The following is a 25,492-nucleotide window of genomic DNA, read 5'->3' as shown; positions in this document are numbered from 1 at the left end:
GTGCCCATCCAATTCCAGATCGTCATGTTCGCCATCGTCGCCGCGGTGCTGCTGTTCATGCTCTATAATGTGCTGGGCAAGAAGGTCGGACGTCAGCCCCAGGAAGACGCCCGCCTGCCCCAGACCGCCGCCATCGCCGGCCAGCCGCCGGCCCCCGCCGCGCCCGGCCTGGACGCCGCCACGGCCGCCGCCATCGCCGGGCTGAAGGCGCGCGATCCCGCCTTTGATCCGGTCCGCTTCGTCGAGGGCGCCCGTCAGGCCTATGAGACCATCGTGCGGGGCTACGCCTCGGGCGACCGCGAAGCCCTGCGGCCGCTGTTGACCCCTTCGGTCATGACCTCGTTCGAGGCCGGCATCGCCGCTCGCGAAGCGCGCGGCGATCGCGAACAGGCCGAGTTCCTGCACACGCCCCGCGCCGACCTGGAACTGGCCACGGTCAAGGACGACCGCGCCGTCGCTAAGGTCCGCTTCCTGGCCGAGATGCGCAGCACCGTGACCCCGGCCGAAGGCGAGGCCTCGACCGAGGAACGCCGCACCGCCGAACTGTGGACCTTCGAACGGGCCCTGGGCGCCGCCGATCCCAACTGGGCCCTGGCCCGCGTCGAGCCGGCCAGCGCCTGATGTCCATCGCCGCCGTGCCGCTGGCCCTGCCGCTCGACCGGGCGGGTGCTGCCCGTTTCGGCGTGAAAAGAATCGGCGCCCTGTCGCTGCTGCTGTTCGCGGCGGCCTGCGCCTCGACCCCGCCCGTCGTCGGCCCGACCCAGCCTGGTCCGGGGCCGGGCCCCGGCCCGACCACCCCGCCGGTCCCGGTCGAGGGGATGAGCCTGACCGCCCTGCCCGGCTGGGCCGAGGAAGATCATCTGGCGGGCTTCCGCGCCTATGTCGCCGGCTGTGTCCGCGCCCGCGGCGCCGCGGCCGAAGCCGTTTGCGCTCGTGCTCGCGACCTGGCCGCGCGACGTCTGTCGCCCAGCGACGCCCGCACCTTCCTCGAGAATAATTTCGTCGCGACCGAGGCCCGCACCGATGACGGCCGCGCCGGGCTGCTGACCGCCTATTTCGCGCCCGAGTATCCGGCCCGCCGCACGCCCGACGATGAGTTCGACGCCCCGGTCCTCAGCCGCCCGGCCAACCTGTCCGAGGTCGGCGACCGCGCGGCGATCGAGGCGGGCTCGGCTCAGTCGAGCGCCCTGGCCTGGATGAAGGCCGAGGACCTCTTCTTCCTGCAGATCCAGGGCTCGGGCACCCTGACCTTTCCCGACGGCGCCCGACTGCGGGCCGCCTATGCTGCGGACAATGGCGCCAAGTTCGTCGGCATCGCCCGGCCCATGGCCGAGCGCGGCCTGCTGCCCGCCAACGGCACCTCGGGCGACGCCATTCGCGCCTGGCTCTCGACCCATCGCGGGGCCGAGGCGCGCGAAGTCATGGCGCTGAACCCCCGCTACATCTTCTTCGGGGTCAGCCCCGACGATGGCAATGAGGCGACCGGCGCCGCCGGCGTTCCCCTGCCCGCCCGCCGTTCGGTGGCCGTGGACCCCTCGCGCTGGACCTATGGCGAGGCGGTCTGGATCGAGGCCGACGGCGGCAACCTGGTCGGCGCCCGCGCCAGCTATCGCGGTCTGGTCATGGCCTTGGACACCGGCTCGGCCATCCGCGGCCCGGTCCGCGCCGACCTCTATATCGGCCGCGGCGACGCAGCCGGTCAGGAAGCCGGGGCCGTGCGGCATCCGCTCAGGATGTGGCGGCTGACGCCGAAGGGCTGAGAATGGGCAGCCAGAGTCTGCATTCGACCCATTGCGGACGTTGGCGGGCTGCGCGAAGGTTCTGCCATGTTCAAGAATTGGCTTAAAAAGCGCGCGCCGCATGAAGCTGCTTGGCCGTCATTGCCCGAGAGCGTCTTTATGCTCGGCCGGGTGGCGACGGCGGAAGACATCGATCTAGGCGATGCTGTATTTTCTCAGGCGACTAACGATGGCCTAAAGGCCGAGCCCTACCCGACCACTATTCCTCAGTATGCGCTTTGGCAGGATGAGGATGGCTCAACCCGTCCGGTTTTCGTGCTCCAAGCTGAAAAGCATGTGTCCGATCCCACTGGAAAACCGATCTACGGTTTGCGGACCTTTGATGGTGAAGAGATCGTCGCATCGGGTGAAGAGGTTCGGTTGCTCGGGGCGGTTCCACCGGAGACGTAACGTCCGCTAACCACCCTTAGCCGTCATTCCGGGGCGCGCAGCGAACCCGGAACCCAGGCGGTCAGGACTTCTCCACCCTCACGGGTTTCGGCGCCAGGGCCCCGGATCGCCCCTAAGGGCCGTCCGGGGTGACGGAGATTGGTGGACCGGGCCCTACCGCCGTTTCAAGCTGCCCAGCACCCCGCGCAGAAGCTCGCGGGTGATGGTCGAGCCGGCGGTGCGCAGGACGGACTTGGTCAGGGCCTCCATCGGGGTCTGGCGGGAGGACGAGGCGCGAGCGCGCGGGGCGGCGCGTTCGCGCGCCGGGGCGGGGGCGGAACGGGCGGCCTTCTCGGCGGCCTTGGCCTCTAGGGCATCGGCTTGAGCCTGGGCCTCGATGCGGTCGGCCTGGGCGCGACGGGCCTTCAGGACCTCTTCGGCGGACTCGCGGTTGACGGCGGTGTCATAGGTGCCGCGCACCGGGCTGGCGGCCATGATGGCGGCGCGCTCGGCCTCGGTCGCCGGACCCAGGCGCGAATCCGGCGGACGGATCTTGGTCTGGGCCACGACGGTCGGCGCCCCCTTGTCGTCCAGGGTCGAGACCAGGGCTTCGCCCACGCCCAGGCCCTGAATGGCTTCCGCCGTATCGAAGCTGGGATTGGTGCGGAAGCTCTGGGCGGCGGCGCGCAGCCCCTTCTGCTCGGCCGGGGTGTAGGCGCGCAGCGCGTGCTGCACCCGGTTGCCCAGCTGGGCCAGGACGGTGTCGGGAATATCGGCCGGGTTCTGGGTGACGAAATAGACCCCCACCCCCTTGGAGCGGATCAGGCGCACCACCTGCTCGACCTTCTCCAGCAGGCCCTTGGGCGCGTCGTTGAACAAAAGGTGGGCCTCGTCGAAGAAGAAGACCAGGCGGGGTTTTTCGGGGTCGCCGATCTCGGGCAGTTGCTCGAACAGTTCCGACAGCAGCCACAGCAGGAAGGCCGCATACAGGCGCGGGCTGTTCATCAGCCGGGTGGAGTCCAGCACATTGACCTGACCCCGCCCGTCCAGCGAGGTCCGCATCATGTCTTCCAGCCGCAAGGCGGGTTCGCCAAAGAAGGCGTCGCCGCCCTGTTGCTCCAGCTGCAGCAGGGCGCGCTGGATGGCGGCGATGGAGGTGGGCGAGACATTGCCGACCTCGCGGCCGATGGTCTGGGCGTTCTCGCCGACATAGGCCAGCAGGGCGCGCAGGTCCTCCAGGTCCAGCAGCAGCAGGCCCTCCTTGTCGGCGACGTGGAAGGCGACGGTCAACACGCCCTCCTGCACGTCGTTCAGTTCCAGCATCCGGGCCAGCAGGGTCGGGCCGATGTCGGACACCGTGGCGCGCACGGGGTGGCCCTTCTGGCCATAGAGGTCCCAGAAGACGACGGGCGCCGCCTTGCCGGTCAGCGTCAGGCCCATCTTGCCGGCGCGTTCGCCGAACTTGGCCGTATCACCGGACTGGCTGATGCCCGACAGGTCGCCCTTCACATCGGCGCAGAAGACCGGAACGCCCGCGTCGGAAAAGCCCTGGGCCATGATCTGCAGGGTCACGGTCTTGCCCGTCCCAGTGGCGCCGGCGACCACGCCGTGGCGGTTGGCGCGCTTGAACAGCAGGTTTTCAGCGGCGCCCTCGAAGGACTGGCCGAGGAAGAGGGCGGCGGGGGTGTCGGTCATTCGGGGCGGTCTCCTGCGTCAGGCTGCATGGTTATCCGACCGAGGCGAGGCCGCAAGGCGGAACCGTGCGGCTTTACAGCGATTGACGCTGTCCCCGACGCCGCCGACAGTCCCGCTCATGAAACTGCCCCTCTCGGTTCCGACCTCCTCGGTCGCACGCAACGCCCTGGTCCTGATCGCTGTCGTGGCGTCCGGGGCGGCGCTCTATTGGCTAAGGGACATCCTGACGCCCCTGGCCATGGCCATCTTCCTGATGATCATGATCGACGGGGTGAAGCGGTCCATCGAGCATCGGACGCCCGTGCCGTCGCGCTTCGCCGGGACAGCCGCCCTGATCGTGGTGGTCCTGGGCTTCCTGCTGTCGATCTGGATCATCGTCGATGGCGCGGCGGGCTTCTTTACCGACGCCTCGGGCGTCTCGGCCAGCATTGGTCCGCGTCTGGACCACATCATCGCCGATGTCAGCGGCCTGGTCGGGGTCAAGGACCCGCCGACCCTGCAGGACCTGATCGCCGGCATCGACCTGCGCGGCTGGCTGACCCAGACGGCGATGCAGGCCCAGGGCGTGGCTTCGGGCGCCTTCTTCGTCATGGTCTATCTGGGCTTCCTTCTGGCCTCCCAGGCAGGCTTCAGAAAGAAGATCGTCGCCATGTTCCCGGACCGCGGCGCCCGCAACGAGGCGCTGGAGGTGTTCAACCGCGTGCGCGGCGGCGTCGAGGGCTATCTGTGGGTCCAGGCCGTGACGGGAGTCATGATCTGCGCCGTGGCCTGGATGCTGATGCGGGCGGTGGGGCTTCAGAACGCCGAGTTCTGGACCTTCGTCATCTTCATCGTCGGCTTCATTCCGGTGCTGGGGGGCGCCATCGCCGGCTGCGCCCCGCCCCTGTTCGCCCTGGTCCAGTTCGAAAGCTACTGGCCCGCCCTGATTCTTCTGGTCGGTTTGCAGGCCCTGCTCTTCATCGTCGGCAACATGATCCAGCCGCGCATGCAGGGCGATAATCAGAACATCGACCCGGTGGTGGTCCTGCTGGCCCTGGCCCTGTGGGGCAAGATGTGGGGCGTGCCGGGCATGTTCCTGTCGACCCCCCTGGCGGTCATGGCCATGGCCATCCTGGCTGAATTCAAGGGCTCGCGCTGGATCGCGGTCCTGCTGTCCGGGGATGGAGAGCCCTATGCGCCGCGCAAGACGCCGCCGGAAAAGCCGAAGGGGGGCGGCTGGTTCAGGGGCCTGTGGGGGCGCGGCAAGGCGCCGCATGAAAAAGACCTGAAAGAAGGCTGATCCTGCCCTTGATCCGCCATATCTGGCGACTATCTACCCAATCAGACGACGCGGCCCCCCTCCCCCTCCCGGCCGCGAAGTCCAGAGGACCGGCGCTCCCTCCCCCTCCTGCGCCGGACCCCAAGCAGGCCGTCGAGCGTTTCACGCTCGGCGGCCTTGTTCTTTTCAGCTCTGTGATGTGTTGAAGACGGCGCGCCGGATCGGGGCTGAATTGGGGCGGTTGTTGTCTGGTTTCCGGCTTGAGAGACCAAAATTCGCCCAACTGTGGGCCTCTGGCGCAACATGGTGCGCTGCACACTGAAATTCAGGGTCTTAGCCGCCTCAGGCGGCCTAGCCAGTTCCGCCAGCGGCGCTAAGGTGGCGGGGTCAAATCCCTGCGGCCTAGAGCCGTGCTGTTCGAGACCACACCATGTCCGCCGCTCCGCGCACAGTTTCCGCCACGCCAGCAACTCTGGAGGCGCTGGAGGCGGCCTATGCGCGGATTGTCGACGGCCCGCCGGGCGCCGCTGAAAAATCCTTCCTGGCCCAGGCCTTCGACGACTACGCCGCCGATGAGACGCCCGAGCTGGGCGGCGACGACCTGGCCGCCCTGTTGGGCCAGGCCTGGCGTTCGGCCCAGAGCCGCAAGGCCGGCGAGCCGGCGCGCGTCACCGTCAGTCCCCTGGCCGGCGCCGATGGCGCCCCGACGGGCTATGACAGCCTTCTGATCCTGCAAGACGACGCCCCCTTCCTGGTCGACAGCGTCCTGGGCGAACTGGCCGAGGCCGGCGTCACCGTCCGCGCCCTCTTCCACCCGATCGTCGAGGTCGAGGCCGGCCGTCGCGACTCGCTGATCATCGTCGTTATCGACCCCCTGCCCCAGGAACGCCGCGACGCCCTGGGCGAAGGCCTGGCCCAGGCCATGGCCGACGTGCGCGCTGCCGTGGCCGATCACGCCGCCATGGTCCAGTTGATGCGCGAAGCCGTCGAGCAATTGGAAGCCTCGCCGCCCGCCGCTGTCGATCCCGCGGTGCTGGAAGAGAACATCGCCTTCCTGCGCTGGGCCAAGAGCGACCACTTCGTCTTCCTGGGCGCTCGCGACTACGCCTATCCGCGCAGCGCCGACGGCGGTTACGCGGCCGAGGCTCCGCTGGAGGTCTCGGACCAGGGCCTGGGCATCCTGAACGATCCCGAGCGCCGCGTCCTGCGTCGCGCGTCAGAACCCGCCGTCCTGACCCCGGCCATGCAGCGTCAGCTGGACGAGAGCGAGCCGGTCACCGTGGCCAAGGCCAATATGCGCTCGCGCGTGCATCGCCGCGCCTACATGGACTACGTCGGCGTCAAGCGTTACGGCGCGGACGGCAAGGCCTCGGGCGAGACCCGTTTCGTCGGCCTGTTCACCGCCGAGGCCTATGACAAGATGGCCAAGGAGGTGCCGCTGATCCGGCGCAAGGTGGCCAATGCCCTGGAGCGCGCCGGCAAGACGCCCGGCAGCCACAACTACAAGCGCCTCAAGAACATCCTCGAGAACTATCCGCGCGACGAGCTGTTCCAGATCAGCGAGGACGAGCTGCTGGATACGGCGCTGGGCGTCCTGCACCTCTATGACCGTCCGCGCATCCGCCTGTTCACGCGTTGTGACCCGTTCGACCGCTTTGTCTCGGTGCTCTGCTTCATTCCGCGCGAACGCTTCGACGCCGGCCTGCGCCAGCGCATCGGCGGCATCCTGGCCAAGGCCTGGGGCGGCCGGGTTTCGGCCTGGTATCCGCAACTGACGGACCAGCCGCTGACGCGCGTCCACTACATCATCGGCGTCGAGCCGGGCGCCCACCTCAACCCCGATCCCAAGGCCCTGGAGGCCGAGGTGGCCGAGGCCGGCCGCAGCTGGATCGACCGCTTCGAGACCGCCCTGCGCGCCGCCGACGTCGATGAAGTCGCCGTCGGTCCGACCAGCGCAAAATGGGCCGAGGGCTTCGGCGTCTCCTACCGCGACCGCTACGACGCGGCCGAGGCCGTGGCCGACCTGGAGCAGTTCGACCGCCTGAACGACGGCTCGATGGGCGACGGCGTCCACGCCGAGCCGGTGGCCGTCCGCGCCTTCCGCACCGCCGACGAAAGCCCGCTGCAGTTCCGCTTCAAGCTCTATCGTCGCGGCTCGGCCGTGCCGCTGTCCGACGTCCTGCCGATCCTGGCCGACATGGGCCTGAAGACGCTGGAAGAATCCGACCACGTCGTCCGCACGACCGGCGACGCCCCCATCTATATCCATGACTTCCTGCTGGAAGACCCGCGCGGCGAGGCCCTGACGTTTGCCGACATCAAGGCCCCGTTCGAGGCCGCCTTCTCGGCGGTCTGGACCGGCCGCACCGAGAGCGACGGCTTCAACCGTCTGGTGCTGGAGCTGGGTGTGGACTGGCGCGAGGCGGCCCTGATCCGCACCCTGGCCCGCTATCGCCAGCAGACCGGTCTGGACCCGTCGCAGGCGGTTCAGGAAACGGCCCTGCGCGAATACCCGACCGTGGCCCGCGCCATCCTGTCGCTGTTCAAGGCCAGGTTCGATCCGGCCCACGGCGGCAGCGTCGAAGAGCGTGAGGCCCTGGTCGCCGAGCTGAACGACAAGATCGTCGCCCTGCTGCAGGACGTGAAGAGCCTGGATCACGACCGGGTGCTGCGCCGCATCGCCCTGCTGATCGGCGCTATCAAGCGCACCAACTTCTATCAGGTCGACGCCGAGGGCGTGGCCAAGCCGCACATCTCGATCAAGATCGCCTCGCGCGAGCTTGAAGACCTGCCCCTGCCCAAGCCCTTCCGCGAGATCTTCGTCTGGGCCCCGCACATCGAGGGCGTCCACCTGCGCTTCGGCCCCGTCGCGCGCGGCGGTCTGCGCTGGTCGGACCGTCGTGACGACTTCCGCACCGAGGTCCTGGGTCTGGTGAAGGCCCAGCAGGTCAAGAACTCGGTCATCGTCCCGGTTGGCTCCAAGGGCGGCTTCTATCCCAAGCAACTGCCGGTCGGCGGCGACCGCGACGCGGTCCAGGCCGAGGCCATCCGCGCCTACAAGACCTTCCTGTCGGGCCTGCTGGACATCACCGACAACATCGTCGGCGAGGGCGCCCCGGTGCGTCCGGCGGATGTCGTGGCCTGGGAAGGCGACGACCCCTATCTGGTCGTGGCCGCCGACAAGGGCACGGCAACCTTCTCGGACATCGCCAACGGCGTGAGCCAGTCCTACGGCTTCTGGCTGGACGACGCTTTCGCGAGCGGTGGTTCGGTCGGCTACGACCACAAGGAAATGGGCATTACGGCGCGCGGCGCCTGGGAGGCGGTCAAGCGCCACTTCCGCGAGATGGGCAAGGACATCCAGTCCGAGCCCTTCACCGTGGTCGGCGTGGGCGACATGTCCGGCGACGTCTTCGGCAACGGCATGCTGCTGTCCAAGGCGATCAAGCTGGTCGCCGCCTTCGATCACCGCGACATCTTCATCGACCCCAACCCGGACACGGCCAGGTCGTGGGAAGAGCGCAAGCGCCTGTTCGAGACCCCGCGCACCAGCTGGCAGGACTATGACAAGGGCCTGATCTCGCAAGGCGGCGGCGTCTTCTCGCGCTCGGCCAAGACCATTGAGCTGACGCCGGAAATCAAGGCGCTGCTGGACATCGAGGCCGACAGCGTCGATCCGACCACCCTGATGCAGGCCATCCTCAAGGCCCGCGCCGAGCTGCTCTACTTCGGCGGCATCGGCACCTACATCAAGGGCGGCGGCGAGACCAACGCCCAGGCCGGCGACAAGGCCAATGACGCCATCCGCATCAACGGCGGCGACGTGCGCGCCCTGGTCCTGGGCGAGGGCGCCAACCTGGGCGCCACCCAGCTGGGCCGCATCGAGGCGGCGCGTGCGGGCATGCGTCTGAACACCGACGCCATCGACAACTCGGCCGGTGTGGACTCGTCCGACCATGAGGTGAACATCAAGATCCTCACCGGCGGCGCCATCGCCTCGGGCAACCTCAAGGCCGAGGACCGCAACGCCCTGCTGAAGTCGATGACTGACGAGGTCGGCCTCAAGGTCCTGGTCCACAACTACGACCAGACCCTGGCGGTCAGCCTGCAGCAGGCCGAGGGTGCCGAGGCGCTGGACGCCCAGCAGGCCTTCATGCAGCACCTGTCCTCGATCGGTAAGCTGAACCGGGCGGTGGAATACCTGCCCGACGACGTTCGCGTCGCCGAGATGAAGCTGCAGGGCACGGCCCTGACCCGCCCCGAACTGGCGGTGCTGACGGCCTATTCCAAGCTGGAGCTGTTCGACGAGATCGTCGGCTCCTCGGCCCCCGACGACGCCTTCTTCGAGCGCCTTCTGGTCCACTACTTCCCGGCGCCGCTGGCCAAGTTCGAAGACGACATGAAGCGTCACCGCCTGCGTCGCGACATCATCGCCACCGTGCTGTCGAACGAGATCGTCAACATGGCCGGGCCGACCTTCCCCGACCGCCTGCGCGCGGCGGCGGAATGCGACACCGCCGCCATGGTCACGGCCTTTGAAACGGCGCGTCAGGTCTTCCGCCTGGACCAGGCCTGGAAGGCGGTTTCGGCCCTGGACCTGAAGATCCCTGCCGAGGCCCAGACGGCCCTCTATCGTGAGATCGCCAAGGTCCTGCGTCGCCAGACCTACTGGCTGGCCCGTCGCGCCGCCCGCACCGAAACCACGGTCGGCGGCATGATCGCCGCCTATCAGCCCGCCGCCGACGCCCTGCGCGCCGCCGGTCCTGAGGTGCTGTCGCGCTTCGAGCAAGGGCAGTATGAGGCCCGCGTCGCCACCTTCGTCGGTCTGGGCGCGCCGGAAGACCTGGCGCGTGACATCGCCCTGCTGCGGCCCATGGTGGCCACGGCGGACATCGGCGACCTGGCCAATGAACTGGGCTGGAGCGCGCCGGCCATGGCCCGTCTCTATCACCAGGTCGGCGCCGCCTTCGACTTCGACCGTCTGCGCGTGGCGGCCGGTTCGGTGCCGTCGGGCGATCACTTCGACCGTCTGGCCGTGCGTCGCCTGATCCAGGACCTGATGGCCGAGCAGCAGCAACTGACCCGCGCCGTGGCCAAGGCCTCGGCCGAGGCGGCGGGCGCCAGCGAGGAAACCGCCGAACGGGCCGTCGACGCCTGGATCGGCGCCCGCATCGGCCAGGTCGAATCCCTGCGCGCCTCGGTCGACGAGATCGAGACCTCGGGCACGGGCTGGACCTTCGCCAAGCTGACCATCGCCAACGGGGCTATCAGAGAAGTTCTGGGAAGCTAGGGCTTCCCAGAGCGCTACGCTCGCGACGCAGTCGCTCGCTGCTTGAGCGAGTCTTTGGGCGCTATGCTCGGCTCGCGGAGCCTCGCGACTTGAGCGCATGACCCCGCGCTTTGGCGTCAGTTCAGGGCCCGCTCGTTTCGTCGTTCACGGCGAGGCGGGCGGGCCTTGGCGTTTGGGGCGGCTTGGCGTTAGGTGGTTCCCGCTGTTCAGAGATCCGCAAGGCCGTCCGTCCCATGCCCAGGAAGTTTCTCGTCGTCGTCGACGACAGTCCCGAGTTCGGCGCCGCCCTCGGCTATGCCGCCCGGCGGGCCAAATCGACCGGGGGCCGTGTCGTTCTTCTGCGCGCCCTGCCCGGCGGCTCGGACGAGCACTGGTCCGGCGTCCGCGACGAAATCCGCCGCCAGCAGCGTGAGGAGGCCGAGCTTCTGCTGAACCGTCTCGGCGAGGAGGCCGCCGAGAAATCCGGCGCCCCGCCCATCTTCCTGATCGAGGAAGGCGACCCCCAGGGCGCCATCCGCAAGGCCGTGGGCGCCGACCCCGACATCAAGATCCTGGTGCTGGCGGCGGGCTCCGGCTCGCGCGGTCCGGGGCCCCTGGTTTCGGCGGTGCTGAAACAGGGCGGGGCCTTCACCGGCCGCAAGCTGCCCGTGACCATCGTGCCCGGCGAACTGACCGAGGCGGATATTGAGGATTTGGCGTAATTCTTAGGGTCGCTATCGCAAGCCGCGCGGAACCGAGCTGCTTGAGCAACGCGACGCCTCTCCCTCCCCTTCATGGGGAGGGTGGCTGACGCGAAGCGTCGGACGGGTGGGGGCGCTTTGGCAACTCAAGCGCCGCGCCCCTGCATCACCTCGCCCTCCCCACCCGCTCGTCGCTCTGCGACGACCACCCTCCTCATAAAGGGGAGGGAGAAGGGTTGCGGACGGTTCGCCCAAGGCGCATCTCCCGGCCATGTTCATCCAGACCGAACCCACGCCGAACCCCAATGTCCTGAAATTCCTGCCGGGCCGCGATGTGGCGCCGGAAGGCGTGCTGGAATATCGCACCATCGACGAGGCGGCCGCCTCGTCCCTGGCCGAGGCCCTGTTCGAACTGGAGGGCGTCGAGGGCGTCTTCTTCGGCGCCGACTATGTCTCGGTGACGCGCGGCGCCCAGGCCCCGGACTGGAGCGCGATGAAGGCCCCGATCCTGTCGGTCATCATGGATCACTTCGTTTCGGGCGCGCCGCTGACGCGCGGCATCGAGGCCGCGGCCGAAGACGCCGGCGAGGACAGCGAGATCGTGGCCGAGATCAAGGGTCTGCTGGACAGCCGCATCCGCCCGGCCGTGGCCCAGGACGGCGGCGACATCCTGTTCGACCACTTCGATGTGGAAACCGGCGTCCTTCGTCTGCGCATGCGCGGCGCCTGCTCGGGCTGTCCCTCCTCCTCGGCCACCCTGAAGGCCGGCGTCGAGCAGATGATGCGCCACTACGTTCCCGAAGTGACCAGCGTCGAGCAGGTGATTTAAGCGAAGGGCGACATTCTTGGGGCGCTGCCGCTCGCCACGTGGCGGCTCGCTGCTTGAGCGCGCGCGAAGCGCCAGGCCGCGTCGGGTCGAGAAGGCGGAGGCTTCTGACCGCGGCCCACAAGAAAGCCGCGTCGGGTCGGGAGGTCCCGCAGGGCCGACGACTGCGGCCCACAAGAAAGCCGCGTCGGGTCGAGAAGGCGGAGCCTTCTGACCGCGGCCCGCCAAGATGTTTCACATGAAACACTATCGTCCGAACGGGCCGTGGGGCATGATCGCTGCATGGCCCGTTTCACATCCGATGATGACGCCGGGACCGAGGGGCGCGCCCTCGGCGAGGCCCTGTCCGCCCTGCGCCGCGAGCGCGGGCTGAGCCAGGCCGAGGCCGGCGCGAGGATCGGCATGACCAGCCAGGGCTGGGGCCTCTACGAAGCCGGCAAGCGCCCCGGCCTGTTCCGCCCCGACGTTCAGCGCCGCCTGACCGGCGCCCTGGACGCCACGCCCGAGGATTTGGCCCTTCTGGTCGGCGCCGCCCCTGCCCCCTCACCCAAGCCCGCCGTGGAGGGCCTGCAGGCGCGGGGCCGCGCCTTCGAGGCCGCGCCGGTCGCCGAGCGGCGGCGGATGCAGCTGTCGAGCGACGACCTGGCGCCCTGGGCCGCCGCCGGAACGGTGCTGGAATACGCCCCCGGCCGCTGGCCGCGCCGGGATCAGGGCTGCGTCATCGAGATGGACGACGGCAGTCTGCGGGCGCGGCTCTATGTCCGGTCCGACGAGGCTGAACTGGTGGTGCGCGGCGCCGGCGCCCTGCTGACCATCGAGCGGATTCCGCGCGAGCGCGCCCGAACGGTCGCGGCGGTCGTCGCCCGCCTGGATGAATGATGAAACGAAACAGTTGTGTTTCATTCTGCTTCATGAAACTCTCCCTTCATTATCAGGGAGACGCCGCCCATGAACCGCCGCACTCAAGATATCGACGCCGCCGTGGGCCTGCGCATGGCCGCGCGACGATCGGCCCTGGGCCTGTCGCAGACCGCCCTGGCCCTACAATTGGGCGTCAGCTTCCAGCAGGTGCAGAAATACGAAAAGGGCGCCAACCGCGTTTCAGCCTCGCGCCTGCATCAGGTGGCGACTGTCCTGGGTTGTTCGGTGGCCGACTTTTTCCCTGCGCGGGCCGACGCGCTCGACCCGTTGGCGGGTCTGCGCGACCTGACGGCGACGGCGGACGGACGCGCCCTGGCCGAGGCCTTCCCCCGGATCAGCGATCCGGTCCTGCGTCAGGCGGTCAGCCGGGTGGTCGAGGCGCTGGCGTCGGCCTGAGCGCCCCGATAGGAAGGCCGCGATGAGAATTCTGATCGTGGATACGGCGCTGGGCGCCTGTACGGCCGGCGTGGTCGAGAATGGACGCGTGCTGGGCCTTCGTTCCGAGTTGATGACCAAGGGCCATCAGGAACGGCTGGCGGGCATGGTTCGTGACGCCGTGGCCGATGCGGGCGGCGGCTTCGGGGTCATCGACAGGATCGGAGTCACCGTCGGGCCCGGCTCCTTCACTGGCCTGCGCGTCGGTCTGGCCTTTGCGCAGGGGCTGGGCGCGGCATTGGATCGGCCCGTGGTCGGCGTCTCGACGCTGGACGCCTTGGCGGCTTCGGTTGACGCAGCCGGTCTGGTCGCCGCCGTGATCGACGCCCGACGGGGGCAGGTCTATACGCGTCTGTTCCGCGACGGCGTTGCCCAGGGGCCGGCCGAGGCCCTGTCGCTGGAGGCTGCGACGGACCTTATCCTGGACGTTGCCGCTGGGACCAGGCCTGGGCTGGTCGGCTCGGGCGCGGCCGTCCTGGTCGAAACCTTCCTCGAGCGATTGGAGCGCGCTGAGGCCGCGCCCCTGGTTGCGCCCTCGCCGGAGGCCCTGGCGCGTCTGGCGGCCGCAGCGGACCCGGCGGTCGCCCTGCCCGCGCCCCTCTATCTGCGTGCGCCCGACGCCACGCCGCCCAGCCGTCTGCCGGGTCAGGCGCGTCCGCCCGCGACATCATGACCGACCCCCGCGCCCTTGCGGTGATCCACGCCGAGGCCTTCGACGCCCCCTGGGACGCGGCCAGTCTGGCGGCCTTGCTGGCCTCGCCCGGCGTCTTCGCCATCAAGGACGGCGACGGCTTCATCCTGATCCGCGTCGTAGCCGACGAGGCCGAGATCCTGACTCTGGCCGTACGAGCCGCCGCCCGGCGCAGCGGCCTGGGGGGCCGTCTGGTCCAGGCGGCCGTGGTGCGCGCCGCCGCCCTGGGGGCCGAGCGTCTGTTCCTGGAAGTGGCCGAGGACAATGTCGCCGCCCGCGCCCTCTACGCCCGCACGGGCTTTGTCGAGGCCGGCCGACGACGCGGATATTATGCGCGTGCGGACGGAAGCCGCGAGGATGCTCTGGTCCTGTCGCTGAACTTCACTCGATAGCTTCCATAAGCTGACGGCTCAGCCTATCTTCCGGCCCATGGAACGGATCGAAAAACTCTGCGCCGACCGCGGCATGCGTATGACCGAACAGCGGCGCGTGATCGCCCGCGTCCTGTCGCAGGCCGAGGATCACCCTGACGTCGAGGAGCTGTATCGTCGCGCCTCGGCTATCGACCCGCACATCTCGATCGCCACCGTCTATCGCACCGTGCGTCTGTTCGAAGAAGCGGGCGTGGTCGAGAAGCACGACTTCGGCGACGGCCGCAGCCGCTATGAAGAGGCCGGCGACGATCACCACGACCACCTGATCGACACCAAGACGGGCGAAGTCATCGAGTTCTTCGACGCCGAGATCGAGCGCCTGAAGACCGAGATCGCCAAGCGTCTGGGCTTCGAACTGGTCGGCCACAAGCTCGAGCTTTATGGCCACGCCATCCCCGGCGCCGAGCCGGTCGAGCGCGAGGGTCTGATCTACAAGCGCCACGCCGCACGGGTCGAACCGGAAACGGCCGACAGCTGAGACTGATCGCGGTCGAGCGCTCGCCTTGCCGTCGCCCGCTTGGGCGATCATAAGCCGGGCATGACCGATACCCTCGAAAAGCCCGTTGAAAAGGCTGAAGGCGCGCCGCTGGCCGACGCGCCCAAACGCCTGTTCATCAAGACCTACGGCTGTCAGATGAACGTCTATGACAGTGAGCGCATGGCCGATGTCCTGCGCCCGCTGGGCTATGCGCCGACGGATGCGCCCGAGGGGGCGGACTTTGTCATCCTCAACACCTGCCATATCCGCGAACGGGCCGCCGAGAAGGTCTATTCGGAACTCGGCAAGCTGAAGCAGATGCGCGAGCGCAAGCTGGCGCGCGGCGACGGCGGCATGACCATCGCAGTCGCCGGCTGCGTCGCTCAGGCCGAGGGCGAGGAGATCATGAAGCGTCAGCCGGCGGTGGACCTGGTGGTCGGACCCCAGGCCTATCACCAACTGCCGGAACTGCTGACCCGCACGGCGCGGGCCCGCGGCGAACGCATCGGCGCGGACTTCGCCCCGCATGAGAAGTTCGACGCCTTGACGCCCGAGATGATCGCGACGCGCGGCGGCGAAGGCCCGACCGCCTTCCTGACGGTGCAGGAGGGCTGCGACAAGTTCTGCACCTTCTGCGTCGTGCCCTATACGCGCGGGGCCGAGTGGTCGCGTCCCGTCGCGGCGGTCCTGGCTGAGGCCCGCGCCCTGGCCGACCGGGGCGTGCGCGAAGTCACCCTGCTGGGCCAGAACGTCAACGCCTATGACGGCGAAGGCCCGGACGGAAAGCCCTGGACCCTGGCCAAGCTGGCCTATGCCTTGGCAGAAATCTCCGGGCTGGACCGCATCCGTTATACGACCAGCCACGCCAACGACATGAGCGACGACCTGATCGCCGCCCACGCCGATCTGGACGCGCTGATGCCCTATCTGCACCTGCCGGTGCAGGCCGGGTCGGACCGGGTATTGCGGCTGATGAACCGCAAGCATGGCCGCCAGAAATACATCGATCTGATCGCCCGTATTCGCGAGGCGCGGCCCGACATGGCCATCGCCGGGGACTTCATCGTCGGCTTCCCCGGCGAGACGGATCGCGATTTCGAGGACAGCCTCGATCTGGTGCGCCAGGTCACCTATGCGGGCGCCTTCAGCTTCGTCTATTCGCCGCGCCCCGGCACGCCCGCCGCCACCATGCCGGGCCAGATCGAGGAGAAGGTCGGGCTGGAGCGACTTCAGCGGCTTCAGGCCCTTTTGTTCGAGCAACAGACCGCCTTCAACGCCGCCCAGGCGGGCAAGACATTGAACGTCCTGTTCGAGAAGAAGGGTCGGTATGACCGCCAAGCCATCGGTCGGACGCCCTATCTGCAGGCTGTCCACGTCGAGGGCGCGGATCATCTGCTGGGTCAGATCGTTCCGGTCGAGATCATCAGCGGCGCACAGAACAGTTTGAACGGGCGGTTGGCGGGCGCCGTCACTATCTAGGTCCGCTGGTCCCACGACGAGACCGCGAACTATAATACGGTGTCCCTCAAGCAGCTTCGCTCCGCGAGCGAGGCGATAGGGACCCTAAAACGCTCTCAGGCAGCCCCGCTCCGCGAGCGGGGCGCTAGAGCAACAAAGATGGAGCCTTAATGGCGCGAGAGTCCGAGTTCCTGTCCCTGAGCGATCAGGCCCTGCGAGCCGTGATCGGTCCCAACAGCCGCCACGTCGCCCTGATCGAGGACGCCTTCAAGGTGCTGGTCGAGGCGCCCGGCGGCGGCGTGTCGATCAACGGCTCTGCGCGGGACCGGGCTCAGGCCAAGCGCGTGGTCGAGACCCTGGCCAAGCGCGCCGACGCCGGGGCCGAGATCACCGAAGCCGACGTGCGCATGGCCCTGGGCGCCGCCGTATCGCAGCCGCGACCGGATCAGGGCCGGGTCGTGCCCGACGCCATCAGCCTGCCGGTCGGGCGGCGCGGGGCCATCGCGCCCAAGACGGCAGCCCAGGCCCAGTATCTGGACCTGCTCAGCCGCTGCGAGCTGACCTTCGGCGTCGGCCCGGCGGGCACGGGCAAGACCTTCCTGGCGGCGGCCTATGGCGCCAGCCTGCTGCGGCGCGGCCAGGTGGACCGTCTGGTCATCACCCGTCCGGCGGTGGAGGCGGGCGAGAAGCTGGGCTTCCTGCCAGGCGATCTGAACGAGAAGGTCGACCCCTATCTGGCCCCGATCTGGGAGGCGCTGAACGACATTCTCGGCGTCGAGGACGTGCGCCGCCGCCGCGAAAAGGGTGAGATCGAAGCCGCCCCCATCGCCTTCATGCGCGGCCGCACCCTCAGCCACGCCTTCATCATCGTCGATGAGGCGCAGAACACCTCGCGCCTGCAGATGAAGATGGTCCTGACCCGTCTGGGCGAGGGCGCGCGTATGGTCGTCACCGGCGACCCATCGCAGATCGACCTGTTGAACCCGCGCGATTCCGGCCTCAGCCACGCCCTGCGCATCCTGAAGGACGTGAAAGGGGTCGGGGTTCAGGCCTTCAAGGCCGAGGACGTGGTGCGCCACGCCATGGTCGAGCGCATCGTGCGCGCCTATGACGCCGATTCTGCGCGCAACCGCCCGACAGCGGACCTCGAGGACGAAGACTGAATGATCGAGATCGAAGTCGAGGACGTGGCCTGGAGCACCGCCATGCCGGACGCCGAAGCCGTGGTCCTGCGCGCGGCGACGGCGGCGCTGGGCACGCTTGAGGGCGACCTGGTCGTCCTGCTGACCGACGACGCGGAGGTTCAGGACCTGAACAAGCGGTTCCGCGACAAGGACCGGCCGACCAATGTCCTGTCCTTCCCTGCGGCCGAGAGCGCCTTCCCCCATCTGGGCGACGTGGTTCTGGGCTACGCCTATTGCGCGGCCGAGGCCGAGGCCCAGGGCAAGACCCTGTCCGATCATCTGAGCCATCTGGTCGTCCATGGGGTGCTGCATCTGCTGGGCCGCGACCATGAGGACGAGGCCGAGGCCGAGGAGATGGAGGCCGAGGAGCGAGAGATCCTGGCCGCGCTCGGCGTCGCCGACCCCTATGCCGTCGAACACGAGGCCAATGCATGAACGACCGCTTGTCAGCCCTTTGGGGGGGCGTGCTGACGAACCGCTGGGGCCGCATCGCCCTGGCCCTGCTGGCCGGCGCCGGCGCCGCTTTGGCCCATCCGCCGTTCGGGGTCCTGCCGGGGCTGTTGGGCTATCCCCTGCTGATGCTGCTGGCCGAGCGGTCGCGTAACGTGAAGGGCGGCTTCTGGGTCGGCTGGCTGGCCGGCTTCGCCTATTTCTTCATCGGCTGCTGGTGGGTGGCCGAGGCCTTCCTGGTCAACAAGGACCAGGCCTGGATGGCGCCCTTCGCCGCCAGTCTGCTGCCCATGGGGCTGGGCTTGTTCTTCGGGACGGCGACGGCGCTTTATCGCCGGTTCGCCCCGCAGGGCGTGCGCCGCGTCCTGCTGTTCGCCGCCCTGTTCGCCCTGCTGGAATGGCTGCGCGGCCATGTCCTGACGGGCTTTCCCTGGAATCCGACCGGGGCCGCCTGGCAGGCGGGGTCGGCCATGTCGCAGTTCGCCTCGGTCGCGGGCGTCTATGGCCTGGGGCTGGTGACGCTGGCGGCGGTCTCCGCGCTCGGCCCCTTGGTCGCAGGCGGGCCACGCCGTCCGCGCCTGTTCGCCGCGGGCCTGGGCGTCGCGGCTCTGGCCGGCCTGTTCGCCTTTGGAGCCCTGCGCCTGTCGTCGGCCGAGCGAGTCGACGGCCCGACCCTGGTGCGTCTGGTCCAGGCCGACATTCCGCAAGAATCCAAGTGGTCGCCTGAGGCCTATCAGGCCATCGTCGATCGCTATGTGGCGCTGACGGCTCAGAAAGGCGCGGCGGTTCCTGACGTGGTGGTCTGGCCCGAGGGCGCCCTGCCCGCCACCGCCAATGACGTGTTCAACTCGCCTGACGCCCAGGCCATCGCCGGCGCCCTGCAGACCGGCCAGACCCTGCTGATGGGCATCAGCCGCGGCGAGGCTGATCCGAGCGCCGAGGGCGGCGCGCGCTATTACAACAGCCTGTTCGCCTTGAACGACGAGGGCGCGGCGGGGCTGCGGATCGGCGCCATCTACGACAAGCATCGTCTGGTGCCCTTCGGCGAATACCTGCCGCTGGGGCGGCTGATGAGCCAGATCGGGGTGCGCAGCCTGGTGCACGTCCCCGCCGACTTCAGCGCCGGGCCTGCCCCCGCGCCGATCAGCCTGGCCAATGCGCCCAGGGTCCAGCCGCTGATCTGCTATGAAAGCCTCTATCCGGGCTTCACCCCGGCCAGCGGCGATGCGCGTCCGGCCTGGATCGTCAATGTCTCCAACGACGCCTGGTTCGGCGCCACCTCAGGCCCGCGTCAGCACCTGAACCTGGCCAGCTATCGCGCCATTGAAACCGGCCTGCCGATCGCGCGGGCCACTCCGACCGGGGTCTCGGCCATGATCGACCCCTGGGGCCGGGTGGTGGACGGCAAGCGGCTGGATCCGGGTCATGCCGGCGTCATCGACGTGCGCCTGCCGGAACCGGCGGCGCCGACCTTCTACGGTCGCTGGGGCGACGGTCTGTTCGCTGTTCTGCTGGCCCTCATGCTGGCGGGCGGCCTGTCGTGGAGCCGCCGCAAGGGGCGGGCATGACCAAGGCCGAGGATGACGAGGATCGCAAGCGCACGCAGCATATCGACGTGCCCCTGGGCGTGCGCGTGCGCGCCATTCGCGAGAACCACGGCCTGACCCAGGCCGACATGGCGCGGATGCTCGACATTTCCACGAACCAGTGGGGACGCCATGAAAGCGGCGCGAACCGTTTGCCGGCCGCGCGCCTGTGGCAGTTCTGCGAGGCGTTGAATATAGAGGTGGCGGCGGTGTTCAGGGATCAGCCGTTCGTGGCGGTCCGGCCTTCTGCAGCCTTCGTCCCCCTTCCTGAGCCGCAACGTCCTTTCAGTCTGCACGATGATGCGAGCGGGCCAGCAGACCCTGCGCCGAACGAAAGTGGCGGGGCGCTGGTGCAGAGGATCGGCGCGGCCGTGCGAGCGCTATCGCCGGAGCGTCAGCGCACAGCCCTGGCGGTTATTCGGGCCTTGAAGAACGAAGACCCGGAGTGAGGCGACGCCGTCGAGGCGGCGCTAAACCCGCGTCGCGCGAATTGTCGTGACAGCGCAGGCTATCCGTCGCATTTCGAGACAAGTGAGTAATCGATTTCGGGCGTAATTTTAGGCGAGAAGGCAATGGTCAGAGGCTCTGCTGAGGACGGTCCCCATCCGGTGGACCGGCACGTGGGTCGGCGAGTCTGCGAAAAACGGATCGCCCTGGGCTACAACCAAAGCGATCTGGGGCGCGCCCTGGGTCTGACCTTCCAGCAGATTCAGAAGTACGAGAAGGGCACGAACCGCGTGTCCGCGTCCAAGCTCTGGGACATCGCCCGCTTCTTCAAGGTCGACATCGCCTACTTCTTCGAAGGATTGACAACGGCGGCGCCGGGCATGGCCGAAGGCGAGGCCGAGCCCTTCGTGAACGATTTTCCCGCGACGCGTCAGAGCATCGAGATCGGTCGTCTGGCGCCTCAGCTGTCGGTGCGTCAGCAGAAGCTGGTGCTGGACATGATGCGCGAAATGACGGGCGCCGAGAGCGCGGCCGACAAGGACTGAGGCCGGGTCCGAGCTGGAATTGAAAAGGCGCGGATTGCTCCGCGCCTTATTGTTGTCTGGGGCCGAGGAAGTCCGGTCGCCTGACTATTCGGCCAGGGCGGCTTCCGAAGCCAGGATGCGGCTGGCGGCGTGGACCACGGCGCCGATGCGCAGCGCGGCCTGGATCTGCACGTTCGGCACAGCGTGCTTGCGCAGTTCGCCCTCGTGGGCGTCGATGCAGGCGCCGCAGCCGTTGATGGCCGAGACGGCGGTGGACCACAGTTCGAAGTCCAGCTTGTCGACGCCCGGATTGGCGATGACGTTCATCCGAAGCTTGGCCGGCAGGGTCGTGTACTCGTTGTTCTTCATCAGGTGCAGCGAGCGATAGTAGATGTTGTTCATGCCCATGATGGCGGCGGCGGCCTTGGCGGCGTTCATCGCCTCGGGCGACAGCACCGTCGCGGCCTGGGCCTCGATCAGCCTGACCGCCGGAGCGACGCCGATGGCGTGGGCCGAGGCCAGGAAGCAGCCCCACTTCTGCTGGTCGTTCAGCACCGTCTCATTGGCGAGCGACGACAGGTTCAGCGAGATGTCCTTGCCGTAGGCCGGGATGAGGTCGCGCAGGGCGTCGAGGGACATGGGGAAATCTCCGATAAGGGCCGACTGCCGGCCGGTGGCGCCAGGGGGCATTGAGACAGCGTATTCAGAACGCGCTCAAGCTGTCCGAAGGACGATAGCGCCCAAAAAAGAAAAAAGGCGGCGACAGTCGCCCGCCGCCGCCTCTTCAAAGAGGGGCGACCCGAACCATTACGAACGCGGTCCGGGCCTATCCTTGGCCAGTACTTAGGCGGCCAGGGTCTCGCCGCCGACCGGGCGGTTGCAGGCGCACAGTTCGTCGGTCTGCAGAGCATCGACCACGCGAAGCGTGTCTTCCGGCGAACGGCCGACGTTCAGGTTGGTGACATAGACGTGCTGCACGACGTTGTGCGGGTCCACGACGAAGGTGGCGCGCAGGGCGACGCCGTTTTCTTCGTCCAGGATGCCCAGATCGCGGGCCAGCTTGCCGCCGGCGTCAGCGAACTGCCAGATCGGCAGCTTGTTCAGGTCGGCGTGGTCGCGGCGCCAGGCCAGCTTGACGAATTCGTTATCGGTCGAACCGCCGAGGACGATGGTGTCGCGATCCTCGAAGTCCTTGCCCAGCTTGGCGAAGGCGGCGATTTCGGTCGGGCAGACGAAGGTGAAGTCCTTCGGATAGAAGAAGATGACCTTCCACTTGCCGTCAAAGCTGTCCTGCGTCAGCGTCTCAAAGGCCGAGACGCCGTTTTCTTCGTGGTCGTTGAAGCCCGGCTTCACGCCAGTGATCTTGAATTCAGGCAGTTTTTGACCGACGCCCAGCATAGTGGAGCTCCATTCTGACAATGTAAGACAGGCGGCGACGCAGGGAGGTGCATCGCCGATGGGGGTCAGATGGGCTTTGGCGGCCTGGAAGTCAAATCGATCATTTCGCAACTGCGAATAGATTTTTATTATGGATTGGGCGCGGGGGTTTGTCCGCCCCTACAAGCCTGACCATAAATTTTATTGCTTATCAGGTTAAAGTTTATCGATTTTCCTTCGGCGCGGAACCGGGCGTAGGCTCGAGGCCTAAACAAGCCAGGCAGGAGGAAAGTCATGGACGGACAAGCAGGCGGCCCCACCCCTCTCAATGATCCCAGGAAGGAGCCGGGCGCGCTGCGTTCGCTTCTGGGGCGCACCAACCGCGACTGGTGGCCCAATCAGATGGCCATGGACATCCTGCATCAGCAGGGCAAGTCGGGCGACCCGATGGGCGACGACTTCGACTACGCCGAGGCGTTCAAGTCGCTGGATCTGGCGGCGGTCAAGCGCGACCTGACCGCCCTGATGACCGACAGCCAGCCCTGGTGGCCGGCGGACTATGGCCATTATGGCCCCTTCTTCATCCGCATGGCTTGGCACTCGGCGGGCACCTATCGCACCGGCGACGGGCGCGGCGGCGCCGGCGCGGGCCAGCAGCGGTTCGCCCCGCTCAACTCCTGGCCGGACAACGGCAATCTGGACAAGGCGCGTCGCCTGCTGTGGCCGGTCAAGCAGAAGTATGGGGCCAAGCTCAGTTGGGCCGACCTGATGATCTTGGCTGGCAACGTCGCCATCGAAAGCATGGGCGGGCCGGTCTTCGGCTTTGGCGGCGGTCGCGCCGACGTCTGGGAGCCTGAAAAGGACGTCTATTGGGGCACCGAGGAAAACTGGGTCGGGGACGAGGGCAACCAGACCCGCATCCAGCCCGACAAGGACATGGCCCTGGAGGAACCTCTGGCCGCCATCCAGATGGGCCTCATCTATGTGAACCCGGAAGGCCCCGGCGGCGTGCCCGAAGCCCTGGCCTCGGCCCGCGACATCCGCGAGACCTTCGCCCGCATGGGCATGAACGACGAGGAGACGGCCGCCCTGACCGCCGGGGGCCACACCTTCGGCAAGGCCCACGGCGCCGGCGACGCCTCCAAGGTGGGCGCCAGCCCCGAGGGCGCCGACATCGCCCAGCAGGGCCTCGGCTGGATCTCGGGTCATGAGAGCGGCGTCGGCGATCACACGATCACCTCGGGCATCGAAGGCGCCTGGACCCCCACGCCGACCACCTGGGACATGACCTTCTTCGACATGCTGCTGGACCACGACTACGAGCTGGTCCGTAGCCCGGCGGGCGCCAAGCAGTGGCAGCCGGTCGGCAATCCGCCGGAGACCCTGGCCCCCGCCGCCCATACGCCCGGCAAACGCGTGCCGACGATGATGACGACGGCCGACATGGCCTTCAAGATGGACCCGATCTATCGCCCGATCATGGAGCGGTTCCGCGCCGACCCGGCCTATTTCAGCGATGCCTTCGCCCGCGCCTGGTTCAAGCTGTGCCACCGCGACATGGGGCCCAAGGCCCGCTACCTCGGCCCCGACGTGCCGGCGGAAGATCTGATCTGGCAGGACCCCGTCCCGGCCCAAACGGGGGCGAAGCTGTCGGACGCCGACGTCAAGGCGCTGAAGGACCGCATTGCGGCGTCCGGCCTGTCGGTGGCCGATCTGGTCTCGACCGCCTGGGCCTCGGCTGTGACCTATCGCGGCTCGGACCATCGCGGCGGCGCCAATGGCGGACGTCTGCGCCTGGCCCCGCAAAAGGACTGGGACGTCAACGAACCGGCCAAGCTGGCGAAGGTGCTCAAGGTCTATGAGGACATCCAGGCGGCGTCTGGCCTGAACGTCTCCATCGCTGACCTGATCGTCCTGGGCGGCGGCGTCGGGGTCGAGCAGGCGGCCAAGGCTGGCGGTCATGACGTGACGGTTCCCTTCACGCCGGGCCGCACCGACGCCTCGGCCGAGCAGACGGACGTGGAGGGCTTTGCGGTGCTGGAGCCGCGCGCCGACGGCTTCCGCAACTATCTGCAGGTCCGCTTCAACGTCCCGACCGAGGAACTGCTGATCGACCGGGCGCAACTGCTGGGCCTGACCGCGCCGCAGATGACGGTCCTGGTCGGCGGCCTGCGGGTTCTGGGGGCCAACCACGGCGGATCGAAGCATGGCGTCTTCACCGACCGGCCGGGCCAGTTGACCAACGACTTCTTCGTCAACCTGCTGGACATGAAGACCGGCTGGAAACAGGTGGATGGCGAAGGGGATGAGACCTTCGTCGGCTCCGACCTCCTGACCGGCGAGCAACGCTGGACCGCGACCCGCACCGATCTGGTGTTCGGCTCCAACGCCCAGCTGCGGGCCCTGTCCGAGGTCTATGCCTCGGCCGATGCGGGCAAGAAGTTCGTCACGGACTTCGTCGCGGCCTGGACCCAGGTCATGAACGCCGACCGGTTCGACCTGAACTAGGGCCCAAGAAACGGGAGAGCGGGCGCCGCGGGCCAGTCGGTTCGCGGCGCCTTGCTTCATCAATGACTTCGATTGTCTTTGAAAACACCATAGGGCGCGCCTATGTGGGGCGGATGCTCCCCACCCTGCGACAGCTCCACTATCTCAAGCTCCTGGCCGAGCACGCCTCCTTCAGCCGCGCGGCCGAGGCGGCCCACGTCAGCCAGCCGGCCCTGTCGGCCGGGGTGCAGGAGCTGGAGAAGATTCTCGGCGCGCCGGTGGTCGAGCGCACGCGCGGCGCGGTGCAACTGACGGCCGTCGGCGCCGAGGCGGTCAAACGCGCCGAGGACGTCCTGGCCCGCACCGAGGACCTGGTCGAGGCGGCGCGCAACGCGGGCAAGCCCCTGTCGGGCCGCTTCCGTCTGGGCATCATCCCCACCGTCGCCCCCTTCCTGCTGCCCCGCGCCCTGCCCGGTCTGCGCGACCGATACCCGGCCCTACGTCTGTTTATCCGCGAGGACCTGACCCCGCGCCTGATCGCCGGGCTGAAGGCGGGCCAGTTGGACGCCGCTGTCATCGCCCTGCCCTACGACGCGCCCGGCATCGACCACGCCCGTATCGGCGACGACGAAATCCTGGCCGCCGCCCCGGTCGGCCACCCGCTGGCGGGCGCCGGACCCATCCCCGAGGGGATGCTGAAGGCCGACGACCTGATCCTGCTGGAGGACGGCCACTGTCTGCGCGATCAGGCCCTGGCCGCCGTCAACATCGAGGCCCCGCGCGGCGAGGACGTCTTCGCCGCCACCTCGCTACATACTCTGGTGCAGATGGTGTCCTCGGGCCTGGGGGTCAGCTTCCTGCCGCAGATGGCGGTCCAGGCGGGCCTGGCCGACAACCCCGGCGTCGTCGTCCGCCCCATCTCCGCCGACGCCCCCCGCCGCGAGATCGTCGTCGCCTGGCGCGCCGGCTCCAGCCGCGCCGCCGAAGCCCGCCTGCTGGCCGAGGCTCTCAAGCTGGACTAACTCCCCCTACGACGGAGGTCGAAGGCCGAAGCGGTCCCCTTCCCTTGCGACCCTGACCCTTATGTGGGAAAGGCCACGCGC

23 protein-coding genes are annotated in these 25,492 nt (G+C 68.3%); 20 read left to right on the top strand and 3 right to left on the bottom strand.

Features of this window, described 5'->3' with window-relative positions; translation table 11 throughout:
* Nucleotides 1–6 precede the first annotated feature (6 nt).
* The 3 genes from timA to CQ039_RS12245 all read left to right on the top strand — a co-directional run bounded on the left by timA (nt 7) and on the right by CQ039_RS12245 (nt 2,189).
* A complete protein-coding gene (gene timA, locus CQ039_RS12255; RefSeq protein ID WP_105564241.1) occupies nt 7–621 on the top strand; it encodes a TIM44-related membrane protein TimA in 615 nt (204 codons plus the stop codon).
* Nucleotides 621–1,760, top strand: coding sequence for an MltA domain-containing protein (locus tag CQ039_RS12250; RefSeq protein WP_105564231.1), 1,140 nt, complete (start codon nt 621–623; stop codon nt 1,758–1,760). Before timA ends, CQ039_RS12250 begins: the two co-directional genes overlap by 1 nt.
* A gap of 66 nt (nt 1,761–1,826) precedes the next feature.
* Nucleotides 1,827–2,189 (top strand): hypothetical protein, encoded by a 363-nt coding sequence (locus tag CQ039_RS12245; RefSeq protein WP_105564232.1) that lies wholly within the window; start codon nt 1,827–1,829, stop codon nt 2,187–2,189.
* Nucleotides 2,190–2,342: 153 nt separating this feature from the next.
* Here the strand turns inward: CQ039_RS12245 and CQ039_RS12240 are convergent, their stop codons facing one another.
* Complete coding sequence (locus CQ039_RS12240; RefSeq protein WP_105564233.1) at nt 2,343–3,863, bottom strand: helicase HerA-like domain-containing protein; 1,521 nt, start codon at nt 3,861–3,863, stop codon at nt 2,343–2,345.
* Between the two features lie 118 nt (nt 3,864–3,981).
* Here CQ039_RS12240 and CQ039_RS12235 point away from each other — a divergent pair, with 118 nt between their 5' ends.
* From CQ039_RS12235 to CQ039_RS12165, 15 genes are all read left to right on the top strand, one after another.
* Nucleotides 3,982–5,142 carry an AI-2E family transporter gene (locus CQ039_RS12235; RefSeq protein ID WP_105564234.1) on the top strand — a complete coding sequence of 387 codons (1,161 nt, stop codon included), beginning with the start codon at nt 3,982–3,984 and terminating at the stop codon, nt 5,140–5,142.
* Between the two features lie 409 nt (nt 5,143–5,551).
* Complete coding sequence (locus tag CQ039_RS12230) at nt 5,552–10,411, top strand: NAD-glutamate dehydrogenase (protein WP_105564242.1); 4,860 nt, start codon at nt 5,552–5,554, stop codon at nt 10,409–10,411.
* A gap of 233 nt (nt 10,412–10,644) precedes the next feature.
* Complete coding sequence (locus CQ039_RS12225; RefSeq protein ID WP_105564243.1) at nt 10,645–11,112, top strand: universal stress protein; 468 nt, start codon at nt 10,645–10,647, stop codon at nt 11,110–11,112.
* Nucleotides 11,113–11,362: 250 nt separating this feature from the next.
* Nucleotides 11,363–11,920 (top strand): NifU family protein, encoded by a 558-nt coding sequence (locus tag CQ039_RS12220; protein ID WP_105564244.1) that lies wholly within the window; start codon nt 11,363–11,365, stop codon nt 11,918–11,920.
* A 279-nt stretch (nt 11,921–12,199) separates the two neighbouring features.
* Complete coding sequence (locus tag CQ039_RS12215) at nt 12,200–12,796, top strand: helix-turn-helix transcriptional regulator (RefSeq protein ID WP_105564245.1); 597 nt, start codon at nt 12,200–12,202, stop codon at nt 12,794–12,796.
* Nucleotides 12,797–12,865: 69 nt separating this feature from the next.
* Nucleotides 12,866–13,234, top strand: a complete 369-nt coding sequence (locus CQ039_RS12210; protein WP_105564246.1) for a helix-turn-helix domain-containing protein — start codon at nt 12,866–12,868, stop codon at nt 13,232–13,234.
* 22 nt (nt 13,235–13,256) lie between these two features.
* Nucleotides 13,257–13,946, top strand: a complete 690-nt coding sequence (tsaB, locus tag CQ039_RS12205) for a tRNA (adenosine(37)-N6)-threonylcarbamoyltransferase complex dimerization subunit type 1 TsaB (protein WP_105564247.1) — start codon at nt 13,257–13,259, stop codon at nt 13,944–13,946.
* Complete coding sequence (locus CQ039_RS12200) at nt 13,943–14,356, top strand: GNAT family N-acetyltransferase (RefSeq protein WP_105564248.1); 414 nt, start codon at nt 13,943–13,945, stop codon at nt 14,354–14,356. The genes tsaB and CQ039_RS12200 overlap by 4 nt, the downstream gene beginning before the upstream one ends.
* A 73-nt stretch (nt 14,357–14,429) precedes the next feature.
* A complete protein-coding gene (locus CQ039_RS12195) occupies nt 14,430–14,876 on the top strand; it encodes a Fur family transcriptional regulator (RefSeq protein ID WP_369831557.1) in 447 nt (148 codons plus the stop codon).
* 60 nt (nt 14,877–14,936) lie between these two features.
* Nucleotides 14,937–16,355, top strand: a complete 1,419-nt coding sequence (gene miaB, locus CQ039_RS12190) for a tRNA (N6-isopentenyl adenosine(37)-C2)-methylthiotransferase MiaB (RefSeq protein WP_105564250.1) — start codon at nt 14,937–14,939, stop codon at nt 16,353–16,355.
* Nucleotides 16,356–16,504: 149 nt separating this feature from the next.
* Nucleotides 16,505–17,497 (top strand): PhoH family protein, encoded by a 993-nt coding sequence (locus tag CQ039_RS12185; RefSeq protein WP_105564251.1) that lies wholly within the window; start codon nt 16,505–16,507, stop codon nt 17,495–17,497.
* The gene (ybeY, locus tag CQ039_RS12180; RefSeq protein ID WP_105564252.1) at nt 17,498–17,953 is read left to right on the top strand and encodes an rRNA maturation RNase YbeY; all 456 of its coding nucleotides are present in this window, start codon (nt 17,498–17,500) and stop codon (nt 17,951–17,953) included.
* The gene (gene lnt, locus CQ039_RS12175) at nt 17,950–19,536 is read left to right on the top strand and encodes an apolipoprotein N-acyltransferase (RefSeq protein WP_105564253.1); all 1,587 of its coding nucleotides are present in this window, start codon (nt 17,950–17,952) and stop codon (nt 19,534–19,536) included. The genes ybeY and lnt overlap by 4 nt, the downstream gene beginning before the upstream one ends.
* Nucleotides 19,533–20,003: a helix-turn-helix domain-containing protein gene (locus CQ039_RS12170; protein WP_105567996.1), complete on the top strand. Its 471-nt coding sequence runs from the start codon at nt 19,533–19,535 to the stop codon at nt 20,001–20,003. Before lnt ends, CQ039_RS12170 begins: the two co-directional genes overlap by 4 nt.
* A 123-nt stretch (nt 20,004–20,126) precedes the next feature.
* Nucleotides 20,127–20,546: a helix-turn-helix domain-containing protein gene (locus CQ039_RS12165; RefSeq protein WP_105564255.1), complete on the top strand. Its 420-nt coding sequence runs from the start codon at nt 20,127–20,129 to the stop codon at nt 20,544–20,546.
* Nucleotides 20,547–20,630: 84 nt separating this feature from the next.
* Here CQ039_RS12165 and CQ039_RS12160 read toward each other — a convergent pair whose 3' ends face one another.
* A complete protein-coding gene (locus CQ039_RS12160; RefSeq protein WP_105564256.1) occupies nt 20,631–21,164 on the bottom strand; it encodes a carboxymuconolactone decarboxylase family protein in 534 nt (177 codons plus the stop codon).
* Nucleotides 21,165–21,368: 204 nt separating this feature from the next.
* Nucleotides 21,369–21,923 carry a peroxiredoxin gene (locus tag CQ039_RS12155; protein ID WP_105564257.1) on the bottom strand — a complete coding sequence of 185 codons (555 nt, stop codon included), beginning with the start codon at nt 21,921–21,923 and terminating at the stop codon, nt 21,369–21,371.
* A 273-nt stretch (nt 21,924–22,196) separates the two neighbouring features.
* On the opposite strand from CQ039_RS12155, the gene katG reads away from it, so the two are divergent.
* Nucleotides 22,197–24,410, top strand: coding sequence for a catalase/peroxidase HPI (gene katG / locus CQ039_RS12150; protein ID WP_105564258.1), 2,214 nt, complete (start codon nt 22,197–22,199; stop codon nt 24,408–24,410).
* 113 nt (nt 24,411–24,523) lie between these two features.
* Nucleotides 24,524–25,411 (top strand): hydrogen peroxide-inducible genes activator, encoded by an 888-nt coding sequence (locus CQ039_RS12145; protein WP_105564259.1) that lies wholly within the window; start codon nt 24,524–24,526, stop codon nt 25,409–25,411.
* Nucleotides 25,412–25,492: the final 81 nt, after the last annotated feature.

The organism is Brevundimonas sp. MYb52 (assembly GCF_002979535.1).
Lineage (GTDB): Bacteria > Pseudomonadota > Alphaproteobacteria > Caulobacterales > Caulobacteraceae > Brevundimonas.
The sequence above is the reverse complement of the archived record's forward strand: the minus strand, read 5'-3'. Positions and strand labels throughout refer to the sequence as shown.